This is a genomic window from Rhodococcus sp. O3 (assembly GCF_048897285.1).
Taxonomy (GTDB): Bacteria; Actinomycetota; Actinomycetes; order Mycobacteriales; family Mycobacteriaceae; genus Rhodococcus.
The window spans coordinates 11,950-26,217 of the sequence record NZ_JBMBTE010000042.1; the positions used below are offsets into that span (position 1 = coordinate 11,950).

Annotated in this window: 11 protein-coding genes; 8 read left to right on the forward strand and 3 right to left on the reverse strand. The window is 69.3% G+C overall.

The features are described from left to right. Positions 1–2: 2 nt before the first annotated feature. Entirely contained in the window at positions 3–716 is a 714-nt protein-coding gene (locus ACN675_RS14015; protein WP_420751417.1) for an HAD family hydrolase, read from the reverse strand. Beyond that, the gene (metH, locus tag ACN675_RS14020) at positions 709–4,278 is read right to left on the reverse strand and encodes a methionine synthase (protein ID WP_420751418.1); all 3,570 of its coding nucleotides are present in this window, start codon (positions 4,276–4,278) and stop codon (positions 709–711) included. Before metH ends, ACN675_RS14015 begins: the two co-directional genes overlap by 8 nt. Before the next feature lie 51 nt (positions 4,279–4,329). Here metH and ACN675_RS14025 point away from each other — a divergent pair, with 51 nt between their 5' ends. Then, positions 4,330–5,223 carry a PAC2 family protein gene (locus ACN675_RS14025; RefSeq protein ID WP_420751419.1) on the forward strand — a complete coding sequence of 298 codons (894 nt, stop codon included), beginning with the start codon at positions 4,330–4,332 and terminating at the stop codon, positions 5,221–5,223. Next, on the forward strand, positions 5,220–6,443 hold the full coding sequence (locus ACN675_RS14030; RefSeq protein ID WP_420751420.1) for an MFS transporter: 1,224 nt from the start codon (positions 5,220–5,222) through the stop codon (positions 6,441–6,443). Before ACN675_RS14025 ends, ACN675_RS14030 begins: the two co-directional genes overlap by 4 nt. Here the strand turns inward: ACN675_RS14030 and ACN675_RS14035 are convergent. Continuing rightward, positions 6,440–7,288: a FadR/GntR family transcriptional regulator gene (locus ACN675_RS14035; protein WP_420751421.1), complete on the reverse strand. Its 849-nt coding sequence runs from the start codon at positions 7,286–7,288 to the stop codon at positions 6,440–6,442. The two genes, ACN675_RS14030 and ACN675_RS14035, sit on opposite strands and share 4 nt — an antisense overlap. A 19-nt stretch (positions 7,289–7,307) precedes the next feature. Here ACN675_RS14035 and ACN675_RS14040 point away from each other — a divergent pair, with 19 nt between their 5' ends. From ACN675_RS14040 to ACN675_RS14065, 6 genes are all read left to right on the forward strand, one after another. Continuing rightward, positions 7,308–8,531: an MFS transporter gene (locus ACN675_RS14040; RefSeq protein WP_420751422.1), complete on the forward strand. Its 1,224-nt coding sequence runs from the start codon at positions 7,308–7,310 to the stop codon at positions 8,529–8,531. 109 nt (positions 8,532–8,640) lie between these two features. Continuing rightward, positions 8,641–11,148, forward strand: coding sequence for a nitrite reductase large subunit NirB (nirB, locus tag ACN675_RS14045; protein ID WP_420751423.1), 2,508 nt, complete (start codon positions 8,641–8,643; stop codon positions 11,146–11,148). After that, the gene (nirD, locus tag ACN675_RS14050) at positions 11,145–11,471 is read left to right on the forward strand and encodes a nitrite reductase small subunit NirD (RefSeq protein WP_420751424.1); all 327 of its coding nucleotides are present in this window, start codon (positions 11,145–11,147) and stop codon (positions 11,469–11,471) included. Before nirB ends, nirD begins: the two co-directional genes overlap by 4 nt. 83 nt (positions 11,472–11,554) lie before the next feature. Beyond that, complete coding sequence (locus ACN675_RS14055; protein ID WP_420751425.1) at positions 11,555–12,046, forward strand: hypothetical protein; 492 nt, start codon at positions 11,555–11,557, stop codon at positions 12,044–12,046. Positions 12,047–12,607: 561 nt separating this feature from the next. Then, positions 12,608–13,129: a pyridoxamine 5'-phosphate oxidase family protein gene (locus ACN675_RS14060; protein WP_420751426.1), complete on the forward strand. Its 522-nt coding sequence runs from the start codon at positions 12,608–12,610 to the stop codon at positions 13,127–13,129. A 5-nt stretch (positions 13,130–13,134) separates the two neighbouring features. Then, positions 13,135–14,235: a serine hydrolase domain-containing protein gene (locus ACN675_RS14065; protein WP_420751427.1), complete on the forward strand. Its 1,101-nt coding sequence runs from the start codon at positions 13,135–13,137 to the stop codon at positions 14,233–14,235. The last annotated feature ends 33 nt before the right edge of the window (positions 14,236–14,268 follow it).

The following is a 14,268-nucleotide window of genomic DNA, read 5'->3' on the forward strand; positions in this document are numbered from 1 at the left end:
GCTCAGCGCTCCCCGGAGGCGTGCAGTTCCCGCAGGTCGTTCACCGTCAACCCCTCCAGGGTGGACCGGAACACCCGCCGCGGCGAGCCCGGCACCGTCGTCAGCGACGGCACCACCAGCACCGTGCAGCCCGCGGCGTCGGCCGCGGCCGCCCCGGTCGGGGAATCCTCCACCGCCAGGCACTGCGCCGGATCGAGCCCCAGCAGTTCCGCGGCCCGCAGGTACGGCGCCGGATCCGGCTTGCCCGCCGGCACCTCGTCCCCGCACACCGTGTGATCGAAATGGGTGCGGTCGAGGGTCTCGAGCGCCACATCGCACAACCGGCGGCCGGTGTTGGTCACCAGCGCCTGCCCGAGCCCGGCCTCGCGGACCGCACCCAACGCGGCCCGCGCCCCGGGACGCCACGGCAGCCCCTGCGCGAACAGCTCCGCCATGAACGCGTTGAGCCAATCCTCCGCGGCGGTCTGCTCGTCCGGGGTCGGAGCGAGCCCGAGACCGTCGAAGGTGCGCCACACCGACAGATCCAGCGGCCCGCCGATCGTCGCGATCCGGGTCTCCTCCGACATCGGGCCACCGAGATGCAGCGACAACTCGCGCATCCCGATGTCCCACAACTGTTCCGACTCGAGCAGCGTGCCGTCCATGTCCCACAGCACCGCCCGCAGCGCACCGGACTGGGCCGATGTGCCGAGGACGGAATCGATCAGCTCAGACATTGAAGTACTTGGCCTCCGGGTGGTGCAGGACGAACGCGTCGGTGGACTGCTCGGGATGCAACTGCAACTCCTCCGACAGCTCCACCCCGATCCGCTCCGCCTCGAGCAGTTCGACCAGCTTGATGCGATCCTCCAGATTCGGGCACGCCCCGTACCCGAAGGCGAACCGCGCCCCCCGGTAGGCCAGCTTGAAGTAGTCCGCCACCTCGGCCGGATCCTCGTCGGCGGCGGTCCCGCCCCCGGCGAACGCCAGCTCCTGACGTACCCGCCGGTGCCAGTACTCGGCCAGCGCCTCGGTCAACTGCACCCCCAGGCCGTGCACCTCCAGGTAGTCGCGGTAGGCGTTCGCGGCGAACAACTCGTTCGCGAAATCCGCGATCGGCTGACCCATCGTCACCAGCTGGAACGGCCACACGTCGACCTGCCCGGTGCGCTGCGCCTCCTCCCGCGACCGCAGGAAATCGGCGATGCACAAGAACCGGGGCCGCTGCTGGCGCGGGAACGTGAACCGGTAGCGCTCCGGCGCGTCCGGCCGCGGCTCGGTCAGCACCACCACGTCGTCGCCCTCGGACACCGCCGGGAAATACCCGTACACCACCGCGGCGTGCGCCAGAATGCCCTCGGTCGACAACCGGTCCAGCCAGTACCGCAACCGCGGCCGGCCGTCGGTCTCGACGAGTTCCTCGTAGGTCGGGCCGTCGCCGCCGCGCTGCCCTCGCAACCCCCACTGCCCCAGGAACAACGCCCGCTCGTCGATCAAACCCGCATAGTCGGCGACCGCGATGCCCTTGACGACGCGGCTGCCCCAGAACGGCGGCGTCGGCACCGGCAGATCCGCCGCGACATCGCTGCGCGCGGGGATCTCCGCCGGGGTCTCCGCGGCCTTGCGCTTCTCCGCGATCCGCTTGCTGCGTTCGTGCCGGGCCTTGCGTTCGGCGGCCTTCTCCCGCGCGGCGATCGCCTCCGGGCTGTCCGGCGCCGGGCCCTCCCCACGCTTGACGGCCATGATGCGGTCCATCAACGCCAACCCCTCGAACGCGTCCCGCGCGTACGACACCTCGCCCTGGTAGATCTCCGCCAGATCGTCCTCGACGTATCCGCGGGTCAGCGCGGCGCCACCGAGCAGCACCGGGAACTGCTCCGCCACCCCGCGGGCGTTGAGTTCCTCGAGGTTCTCCTTCATCACCACGGTCGACTTCACCAGCAGCCCGGACATGCCGATCACATCGGCGCGCTTGTCGATCGCGGCGTCGAGGATCGTCGCGATCGGCTGCTTGATGCCGAGGTTGACGACCTCGTAGCCGTTGTTGGACAGGATGATGTCCACCAGGTTCTTGCCGATGTCGTGCACATCGCCCTTCACGGTCGCCAGCACGATCCGGCCCTTGCCGTCGTCGCCGGTCGACTCCATGTGCGGCTCGAGATACGCCACCGCCGCCTTCATCACCTCGGCGGACTGCAGCACGAACGGCAACTGCATCTGCCCGGACCCGAACAGCTCACCGACCGTCTTCATCCCCGCCAGCAGCGTGTCGTTGATGATCGCCAGCGGCGGCACCTCGGTCATCGCCGCATCCAGGTCCGCCTCGAGACCGTTGCGTTCGCCGTCGACGATGCGCCGCTCGAGCCGCTCGAACAACGGCAGCGCCGCCAGCTCCTGCGCGCGGGATTCCCGCGCCGACGCCGCCGACACCCCCTCGAACAGCTCCATCAGCTTCTGCAGCGGGTCGTAGCCCTCGCTGCGCCGGTCGTACACCAGATCCAGCGCGACCTGCCGCTGCTCCTCCGGGATCCGCGCCATCGGCAGGATCTTCGACGCGTGCACGATCGCGGTGTCCAACCCCGCCTCGGTGCACTCGTGCAGGAACACCGAGTTCAGCACCTGCCGGGCCGCCGGGTTCAACCCGAACGACACGTTCGAGATGCCGAGCGTGAAATGCACCTGCGGGTAGCGGCGGTGGATCTCCCGGATCGCCTCGATGGTCTCGACGCCGTCGCGGCGCACCTCCTCCTGACCGGTCGAGATCGGGAACGTCAGCGCATCGACGATGATGTCCTCCTGCGCGAGCCCCCAGTTCTCCGTCAGGTCGGTGATCAACCGCTCGGCGATCCGCACCTTGTGTTCGGCGGTACGCGCCTGCCCCTCCTCGTCGATGGTCAGCGCCACCACCGCGGCACCGTGCTCGACGACGTGCTCCATGATCCGCTGGAACCGCGACCCGGGGCCGTCCCCATCCTCGTAGTTCACCGAGTTCACCGCGCAGCGGCCGCCGAGATGCTCGAGACCTGCCTTGATCACATCCGGCTCCGTCGAGTCGATCATGATCGGCAGCGTCGACGCCGTCGCGAACCGCGACGCCAGCTGCGCCATGTCCGCCGCCCCGTCCCGGCCGACGTAGTCGACGTTCAGGTCCAGCATGTGCGCGCCATCGCGGATCTGATCCTTCGCGATGTCCAGGCACTTCTCGTAGTCGGCCGCCAGCATCGCCTCCCGGAACGCCTTCGACCCGTTCGTGTTGGTGCGCTCACCGATCATCAGGATCGACGCGTCCTGCTCGAACGGCACCGCCGCATACAGCGACGACACCCCCGGCTCGGACTCCGGCCGGCGCTCGGCCGGTGTCAGCTCCCGCACCGCTTCCGCGACCTGCCGGATGTGCTCGGGCGTCGTCCCGCAGCAGCCGCCGACCAGCGACAACCCGTAGTCGGTGACGAACCCGGTCAACGCCTCGGCCAGCTCCTCCGGCGACAACGGGTACTCGGCACCGTTCGCGCCCAGCACCGGCAGACCCGCGTTCGGCATCACCGACACCGGCACCTCGGAATGCTGCGACAGATACCGCAGGTGCTCGGTCATCTCCGCCGGACCCGTCGCACAGTTCAACCCGATCAGGTCGATGCCCAGCGGCGCGAGCGCGTTCAGGGCCGCCCCGATCTCCGACCCCAGCAGCATCGTGCCGGTCGTCTCCATCGTCACGTGCGTGATGATCGGCACCCGTCGGCCGGCACGCTCCATCGCGCGGCGGCTGCCGATGATCGCCGCCTTCGCCTGCAGCAGGTCCTGGCAGGTCTCGACGAGGATCGCGTCGGCCCCACCGTCGATCATGCCGAGCGCGGCCTCCAGATAGGCATCGCGCAACGCGTCGAACGGCGCATGCCCCAAGGTCGGCAGCTTGGTGCCCGGACCCATCGAACCGAGCACGAACCGGCCCATGCCGTCGGGGCCCGGACCCATCTCGTCGGCCACCTCCCGGGCCAGGCGGGTCCCACGTTCGGACAGGTCACGGATACGGTCGGCGATGTCGTAGTCGGCGAGATTGGGCAGGTTGCAGCCGAAGGTGTTCGTGGAGACGGCGTCCGCGCCGGCCTCGAAGTACGCGCGGTGGATACCGCGGATCACATCCGGCCGGGAGTCGTTGAGAATCTCGTTGCACCCCTCGAGGCCACGGAAGTCGTCCAGCGACAGATCCGCGGCCTGCAACATGGTGCCCATCGCCCCGTCTCCGACGACAACGCGCCGCGACAGCGCATCGAGCAAGGCAGAGTGCAATGGGGTGGACATGGCCACCAGACTAGTGGGCGCCCCATCGGCCGCTGGCCGTAGGCTGGACAGGTGAGCGAAAGTCAATCCGCCGACGGCACGGAAACGGACGTCCCCGTCCTGCGCAACCCGGTGCTCATCGCCGCGTTCGAAGGGTGGAACGATGCCGGCGACGCCGCCAGCGGCGCCGTCGAACACCTCGAGCTGATCTGGGACGCCGAACCGTTCGCCGAACTCGACTCCGAAGAGTTCTACGACTACCAGGTCAACCGGCCGCAGGTGCGCCTCGTCGACGGCGTCACCCGCGAGATCGACTGGCCGGCCACCCGCCTGTCCGTGTGCTCGCCGCCCGGCAGCGACCGCGACGTCGTGCTGCTGCGCGGCATCGAACCCAACATGCGCTGGCGCAGCTTCTGCGACGCGATCCTCGAACTCGTCGAGGAAATCGGCGCCCACACCGTCGTCATCCTCGGTGCCCTGCTCGCCGACACCCCGCACACCCGGCCCGTCCCGGTCACCGGCACCGCCTACAGCGCCGAGGCCGCCAAGAAGTTCAACCTCGAGAAATCCCGCTACGAAGGCCCCACCGGCATCACCGGGGTCCTGCAGGACGCCTGCGTCCGCCGGGGCATCCCCGCCGTGTCGTTCTGGGCGGCGGTCCCGCACTACGTGTCCCAGCCCCCGAACCCCAAGGCCACCGTCGCGCTGCTGCGCCGCGTCGAAGACGTCCTCGACATCGAGGTCCCCCTCGGCGAACTGCCCACCCTCGCCGAGGAATGGGAACAGACCGTCACCGAGATGACCGAGGACGACGAGGACATCACCGAATACGTCCGCACCCTCGAAGAACGCGGCGACGCCGAAACCGACCTCGACGACAGCATCTCCACCATCGACGGCGACGCCATCGCCGCCGAATTCGAGAAGTATCTGCGCCGGAGGGGACCGGGCGGCCTGTCCCAGTGAGCAGCGCCCGCACCACCCTGCAGCGCGCGGCACTGTACGTCGGAGGGTTCCTCGGACCCTTCGGCGGCGGTGTCGTCATCTCGATGCTGCCCGAGATCGGCGCCGACACCGGAGTGAGCACCGGCGACGCCGCCCTCACCATCACCGCCTACCTCGGCCCGTTCGCCCTCGCGATGCTCGTCTCCGGCACCCTCGGCGCCCGCTGGGGCCGCGTCCGGACCGTGCGCACCGCCTACGCCGTGTACGCCCTCGCGGCACTGGCCTCGGCGCTCGCACCCACCATGACGCTGCTGCTCGGCACCCGGGTCCTGCAAGGCGTCGCCAACGCCTTCACCACCCCGCTGCTGCTCGCCGCGCTCGCGATGATCACCCCGAAAGACCAGCTCGGACGCGCACTCGGCCTGTTCGGCGCCATGCAGGCCGCCGGCCAGACCATCGCGCCGCTCGTCGGCGGCCTCGCCGCGGAAGTCGGCTGGCGGTGGGCCTTCCTGGTGCTCGCCGCAGCCGCCCTCGTGCTCGCCGTGATCGGCCTGCCCAGCGGGATCGGCCGCCCACCGGACGCCGCCCCCGCCCGGCTCCGCGATGCCCTGCGACCACGCGTGCTGCGCATCGGCATCGTCGCGCTGCTCGGATGGGGCGCCCTCGGCGGACTGAGCTTCCTGCTGGCCTTCCGCGCCGAGGACATCTTCGGACTCGACCCCGCCCCCCGCGGCGCCCTGCTCACCGGATTCGGCATCGCCGGGATCCTCAGCGCACGGCGCGTCGGCGTACTCGTCGACCGCATCGGCGCGACCACGACCGTCCTGATCGGCTCGATCTCCGGGGCGGCGCTCGTGATCGTCATCGGTATCGCACCCACACTGTGGCTGGTCGCGGCCGCCTGGTTCGTCGCCGGCGTCGCCTCGCAGTGCGTGCTGGTCGGGGTCAACGCCGCGGTGCTCGGCGGGGAGGGACGCAACCGCGGCGGCGCCGTCTCGGTCGTGCAGGCCTTCCGGTTCGGCGGCGGCGCCGCGACGCCGATGGCGCTGACCCCGCTGTACGCGGCGGCCCCGGTCGCGAGCTTCGTGCTACCGGCGCTGTTGCTGGCGATCGTCGCGCCGCTGGCAATGCCCAAGGACGGCGCACCACCGAAGGAGACGGCGACACCCGAGGAGACCGCGCCACCGAAAGGCACCGCGACGCTCGAGGACAGTGCCGGTCCCCGGGAGGACCCGGCCTAGTCCGCGCGGCCCCGGTGCCCATCGTCGGCCCGGCCCCGGTGCACATTGTCGGCTCGGCCTCCGTGCACATTGTCGGCTCGGCCTCCGTGCACATTGTCGGCTCGGCCTCCGTACCCGCTCGCGGCGGATTCGTGCACAGCCCCGACTATCGGATCCAGATAACCGCGGGCCGCGGCCTGCGCCCGCACCTCGTCACGGGCCTCGATCGCGTCGACCACCTCATCGTGCACCTCGGTGCTCGACGCCGGATCGAACGCACCGTGGGTGAACTCGTAGGTCGCGCGGATCACCTCGGACAGGAGCGCGAACAGATCCTCGAGCACGGGATTGTGCGCGGTCCGCACCACCGCGGTATGGAAGGCGATGTCCGTCGAGGCATATCCGGCCTCGTCGGTGCCGTCACAGAAGCGGGCGCGCGCGGCCAGCGCCGCCCGCAACTGCGCGACGTCCTCGTCGGTGCGGCGTTCGCACGCCAACCGCACCGCCTCGAGTTCGAGCGCGCGGCGCACCTCGAACGCGTGCAGGATCTCCGCGACCTCGACGCGGCGGTTCAGCAGGCCGCCGAGTTCGCTGCGGGCCCGGACGTACGTGCCGTAACCGCGTCGGATCTCGAGCATGCCCGTGGAGGTGAGGTACTTGACCGCTTCGCGGACGGTGTTGCGTCCGACCCCGAGGATCGACACCAGTTCCGCCTCGGTGGGGATCCGGTCGCCCACGGGCCAGTCGCCCGATTCGATGCGCGTGCGCATCCACTCCAGCGCCTGCTGGTACACCGATTCCGGTCTCACGACCACCATTTCCCGATCCTCCCACGACGACGCGAAACAGATCGTACAATCGGACATGGGATGTAGGATGTCCTACGTGGCTTCAGCAATTTCGCCGATGAAGACGGTGACCCCCACCGACGAAACCCCGCCACGAAGCTCCGGCCGGCACTACTACGGCATCGGCTACGCCCTCACGATCCTCACGCTCGGATCCAACATCCCCACCGCCCTCTACGGGCTGTACCGAGCCGACCTCGGCTTCAGCCCCCTCACCCAGACCGCGATCTTCGCCGTCTACGTCGCCACCCTCGTCCCGGCACTGTTCCTGCTCGGCCCGCTCTCCGACCGCACCGGCCGCCGCCCCGTCCTCCTCGCCGGCCTCCTCACCGGAGCACTCGGCGCCGCCGTCCTCGCCGCCGCCCCCACCACCGGATGGCTCTTCGCCGGCCGCCTCCTGCAAGGCCTGTCCATCGGCGCCTGCTCCGCCGCCGGAGCCGCCGCCCTCCTCGAACACGTCCCGGCCGGCAACCCCCGGCGCGCGGCACGAGCCGCGACCGTCACCGGAGCAGCCGGATGCGCACTCGGACCGATCTGGGCCGGCCTGGCCGCCGAATACCTCCCGCTGCCGCTGGTCACCCCCTACGCCGTGTTCGTGCTCGCGCTCGTCCCCGCCCTCCTCGCCCTGTGGGCCCTGCCCGACACCGCGACCACCCGCCCCCGGGGCCGCCTGCTCGAACTGCCCCGCGTACCCGCAGCGATCCGATCGGTCTTCGTGCGCGCGGCACTCCCGGTCGCCGCCTCCTGGGCCGTCGCCGGACTGTTCCTGTCCGTCGTCCCGTCCTGGACCACCGATCTGCTCGGCACGTCGAACCTCCTGGTCGGAGCCATCGCGGCGTCCCTGATGCTGCTCTGCTCCGTGACGACCCAACTGTCGATGCGCGGCACAGATCCGCTCACCGCCCAACGCATCGGCCTCGCCTGCAACCTCGTCGGCGTGATCGGCCTGGCGTTCGTCGGCGCAGCCTCGAGCCTGGGCCTGCTGCTCGCCGTCACCGTCTGCGTCGGCATCGGACACGGCCTCACCTTCGCCGGCGGCATGCAACGGGTGAGCGCCGCGATCGCCACCGGCGCCCGCGACACCGGCGGCGCAGTCCTCGCCGCCTTCTTCACCTGTGCCTACACCGGAATGGCACTGTCCTCCCTGGCGGTGGGGCTGCTGATGAACCACCAGAGCGCCAGCACCGCCGTGATCGAATTCTCGATCGCCACCGCACTCGTCACCGCGATCGCCCTGCTCCTCAACACGCGGCGGTCCTGACCACGAGCGAGGCACCTGACAGCACCGGACTCGCCGCTGTGAGGTCTTCCTGATCGCCGCGTAACCCTCGTGCCGTCGAACCGTCACCGCGGCGTCCGACCCTCGACGCATGACACCGACACCGCCCACCCCGGAGACCCCGCGCCGGCGGCTGCTCGTCGTCGGAAACGGCATGGCCGGCGCACGCACCGTCGAGGAAATCCTTGCGCGCGGCGGTCGCGAGCAGTTCGACATCACCATGATCGGCGACGAGCCGTACGGCAACTACAACCGCATCATGCTCTCGCACGTGCTCGCCGGTGAGGCCGGCGTCGACGACGACGACCTCGTGCTCAACCCAATGAGCTGGTACCGCGAGAACGGCGTCACCCTCTACGCCGGCGACCGCGCGATCGAGCTCGACCGGTTCGCCAAGACGGTCACCTGCGAATCCGGCCGCAAGGTCGACTACGACCTGCTCGTCGTCGCGACCGGATCCAACACCTTCTTCCCGAACATGGACGGCCTCCGTGAAACCGACGGCCGCCTCGGACGCGGCGTCTTCGGATTCCGGACCATCGCCGACACCAACGGCATGCTGCAGATGGCCGAGGCCCACGACGACGTGTCCGCAGTCGTCATCGGGGGCGGCCTCCTCGGTCTCGAGGCCGCCTACGGTCTGCGCACCCAGGGACTCGCCGTCACCGTCGTGCACTCCCCCGGTCACCTGATGAACCAGCAGCTCGACGAGCGGGGCGGACGGGTGCTGCGCACCGAGATCGAGAAGCGCGGCATCACCGTCCGCACCGGCACCCGCACCACCGCGATCCTGCGCGACGACCGCGGCGCCGTGACCGGCGTGCGCTTCGCCGACGGGGAAACCGTCGCCACCGACATGGTCGTCGTCGCCGCCGGTATCCGCCCCAACACCGAATTCGCCCGCAACGGCGGCCTCGTCGTCGAACGCGGCATCCTCGTCGACGACCAGATGCGCTGCGAGGACGAATCCAGCGTCTACGCCGTCGGCGAATGCGCCCAGCACCGCGGCGAGGTGTACGGCCTCGTCGCACCCGTGTGGGAACAGGCCGTCGTCCTCGCCGAACACCTGACCGGCACGAACCCCGATGCCGCCTACACCGGTTCCCGCACCACCACCAAGCTGAAGGTCGCCGGGATCGACGTCGCCGCGATGGGCGTCAAGGGACCCGAACGCGAAGACGACGAGTTCGTCCAGTTCTACGATCCGCGCAGCGGCGTGTACAAGGCCGTCGTGGTCCGCGACGGCACCCTGATCGGCGCGATGCTGCTCGGCGACATCGGCAAGGCCTCGATGCTCGCGCAGGCATTCGACGGCAAGATCGACCTGCCCGAGGACCGCGCGGCGCTGCTGTTCGACATCGGCGAACCCCAGGGTCCCGACGTGGCCGCGGACCTGCCCGACGACACCCAGGTGTGCAACTGCAACGGCGTCACCAAGGGCGACCTCGTCGCCTGCGTCCACAGCGGCGCCGCCACCCTCACCGAGGTGTGCGCGAAGACCCGTGCCGGCAAGGGATGCGGCTCCTGCAAGGGCCTGGTCGCCGACATCGTGGCCTGCGCGGCCGGCGGTCAACTCGCCGACGACCCCGCCGCCGACTGGTACGTACCGTGCATCCCGCTCAGGAAATCCGACCTGATCACCGCGATCCGCGCTCAGGACCTGCGCTCGGTGTCGCAGGTGTTCGCCGCGCTCGCCCCCGCCGGGGAAGACGCGGCCGCGAAGATGCCGCTCGCGTCGCTGCTCCGCGTGGTGTGGGGACCCGACTGGATCGACGAACGCGGCGCCCTGTTCATCAACGACCGCGTGCACGCCAACATCCAGCGCGACGGCACCTTCTCGGTCGTCCCCCAGATGAAGGGCGGCGTCACCACCCCCGACCAGCTGCGCCGCATCGCCGACGTCGCCGACCGCTACGCGGTGCCGATGGTCAAGGTCACCGGCGGCCAGCGCATCGACCTGCTCGGCATCCGCAAGGAAGACCTTCCGAACGTGTGGGCCGACCTCGGCATGCCGTCCGGATACGCCTACGGCAAATCCGTGCGCACCGTGAAAACCTGCGTCGGCAGCGACTACTGCCGGTACGGTCTCGGCGATTCCACCTCGCTCGGCATCGCCATCGAGGACCGCTTCCAGGGCCTCGAGACGCCGGCGAAGCTGAAGTTCGCGGTCGCCGGCTGCCCCCGCAACTGCTCCGAGGCGCTGTGCAAGGACTTCGGGGTCGTCGCGGTCGGCGACGGCCGCTGGGAGATCTACGTCGGCGGAGCCGCCGGCGCGCACATCCGCAAGGGTGACCTGCTCGCCACCGTCGACTCCGGTGACGAGGTCCTGACCATCGCGGGACGGTTCATCCAGTACTACCGCGAGAACGCGCGGTGGCTCGAACGCACCTACGACTTCGTACCGCGCCTGGGCATCGACCGCCTGCAGGCATTGCTGCTCGACGACGAGGAGGACATCGTGACCGGATTGGACAAACGGATCGCCGCCGCGATCGCCGGCTACCGCGACCCGTGGCTCGAACGCACCGCACCGAAATCCCCGGCGCAGTTCGCCCCGTCGCTGCCGCTGCTCCCGCTCCCCCAGGTTCCGGTCCGATGACCGCCCTGCACGACGGGGTGACCGTCGACGTCGGAGCGATCACCGACCTCACCGCGGGAGAAGGCCGCACCTACGCCGTCGACGGCCGGCAGATCGCCGTGTACCTGCTGTCCGACGGCACCGTTCGCGCCACGGACGCGATGTGCCCGCACAAGGCCGGCCCGCTCGCCGACGGCCAGATCGACGACGCGGTCGTCGTGTGCCCGCTGCACCAGTACGCGTTCTCCTTCGACACCGGTGCCTGCACCACCCCCGGAATCGGTTCCGTCCGAACCTATCCGGCACACGTTGTCGACGGACGGATCCTGCTGACGGTGACTTAGAGGCGGTCGCAGACCGCGGGGACCTGGAGGCCATCGACGATCGCGGTGGCTACGGTGGGCGGAACCGGCGAAGGGACCGTCCGATGAGCCAACCCGTGATCGTCGAACACGACTCGATCGTCGCCGCCGAGCCGGCCGACGTGTGGACCCGCATCACCGACCCGGCCGGCATCAACGACGAACTGGCGCCCCTGCTCGCGATGCGGATGCCGCGCCGGATGCGCGGCACCACCGTCGACCGGGTTCCGCTGGGAGTACCGCTCGGGAAAGCCCCGCTGCTGCTGTTCGGTGTGCTCCCTGTGGAATACGACGCTCTCACCATCGCCGAACTCGAACCCGGGCGGCGCTTCCACGAGAAGTCGACGATGCTGACCATGCGCCGGTGGGAGCACGAACGCACACTCACCGCGATCGGCCCCGGTCGTACCCGCGTGCACGACCGGCTCACGATGGAACTGCGCGCGCCTCTCGCGCGGCTCCCCTACGGTCACGAGCTGGCCCGGCAGATCGTCACCCGACTCTTCCAGCACCGTCACCGGCGCCTCGCAGTTCATTTTGCGACCTCTGCCCTGTAGGGGTTGGTGAGAGGTCGGGAACGTGAGTTTGCTTTCTTGGGTGATTGGTACGGGGGTGGGGTGAGATTCGGTTTTTCTGTATGTTCCGTCATATTCGGAATATTTCCACCTTCTTCTTGCGGTAGCCCAGAGATCGACGTTGGAGGTCTGCAGAGTTTCGAAGTGCGAGGTCGACGACACCCCTGCTTCCGGCGGTCCCCGGGCATGTGCCCGTCGACGGCTCCCCTCCCCTCCCCTCAACGGCACATAGGCACGTGAACGCTTCTCCCCCTGAGGGATTCCACCTGGCCGGCGACGCGCGATCCTTGCCGGGAGCCGATCGAACCGACGTCCGCTCCCCGATCGGATCCGGAGACTGGGATTCTGTACTCCGGGAAGGATGCGGGCCGACGATCGAGTGTACCGCTCGGAAGAATTCTGCATTTCTGTAAGTTCCGTACGTTCCAGAGACTTGCCTCCCGCTGAAGTACTGCTCCGGAGCTCCGCTTGCGGGGATACGCTTGCTATCGCTGCTGATTCAGCCGGTCGACAGATCATTCCCACCGACTTAGGGACATTCACATGTCGGAAAACGAACCGGATGTCGTACTGGGGCCCTTCTCATCTCCGGATGCGCAAGCAACGCCGTGGGCGTGCGCGTTGACGATTCTCGATGCGGCGGAGGTGTTCTGGCTTTCCACGGTGCGCCCGGACGGGCGTCCGCACGTGACGCCGTTGCTGGCGGCATGGAGTCTGGGCGGTCTGTGCTTCACAACCGGTGCTCAGGAGCGCAAAGCGCTCAATCTCGAGCACAATTCGCATTGTGCGCTCACGACCGGCACGAATTCTCTGACAGGTGTGGATGTCGTCATCGAGGGCGTCGCAACCGCAGTGGGTGAGCGCACCGAACGTGCACACGCCCTCGCAGACTTCGAGCGGAAGTACGGCCCGCACCTGACCGGCCGCGACGGCGCCTGGAATCGATTGGGCGAAGCCGTCATTGCCGGTGACATCCGGCTCTATCGAGTCGAGCCCACGGTCGGATTCGCGTTCGGCAAGTTGCCGACATCCAGCCAGACCCGCTACACGTGGCCGAGGCGGTGAGGGCGATGTCGGTGTTGCAGCACCGGATCCGAAGTCTGCTCGACGAATTCGTCGACACCGGAGCCGAAACCGGCCTACAGGTCGCCGTTTATCACCGCGGCGCGCTGGTCGTCGACGCCGTCGCGGGCGTCGCCGACAGCCGGACCGGGCACCCAGTAGCCTCCGAGACCCTGTTCTTCAGCTTCTCCGCCGGCAAGACCATGACGTCGCTGATCGCTCACCTGCTCGTGCGGACCGGCGCCCTCGACTACGACACACCGGTCGTCGACCTGTGGCCGGAGTTCGGTGCCCACGGCAAGGAGACCGCGACTCTTCGTCACGTGCTGACCCACACCGTCGGGGTACCGGCCATGCCTCGTGACATCGGCCCGGCCGACCTGACAGATTGGCCCCGGGTCTGCACCGCCATCGCCGCCGCGAAACCACGCTGGCGCCCCGGCACCGAGACGGGGTACCACTCCTACACCTTCGGCTTTCTTGTCGGCGAGATCGCACGCCGAGCTACCGGCAAACCCATGCGGCAACTCCTCCACGACTGGGTCGCCGCACCGCTGGGTCTCGACCGTGAGCTGTATTTCGCAGTGCCGCGGACCGACCTGGACCGACTCGCACGGCTCGAAGATTCCGTCCCGCAACCACTTCCCCCGGACGTCGGCGGCATTCTCGCGCCGTGGGAAGGGCAGCCCACCGCGGCCATGGGCAACAGTCCCGGGATCCTGGAAGCGGACATCCCCTCGGTCGGCACCTTCACCGCGCGAGGAATCGCCGCCGTGCACGCCGCGGTCCTCGATGGCAGGCTGATCGATTCACGCCAACTCCAGGAGGTGACGGCGCCGGCTTTCGAAGGCACCGACCAGGTATTCGGCACCCAGGCGCGCATGGCCCTGGGCTATCCCCTCGGCCGCCTCGGTGCTCGACCGGACGAGACACCCACCACGTTCGGCTGGGTCGGGGGCGGCGGCAGCTACGTCTGGGCCGACACCGCCACCGGCACCGCTTTCGCCATGACCAAAGCCCGCCTCACCCCGCATTTCGACACCGCCCAACGACTCGCCGACGTGACCGCAGCCGAGATCACCCGGCATTCTCGAGACTCGACGCCATGACGGCTCTTCCGTCACGGAACCCCGTCGTCCGTC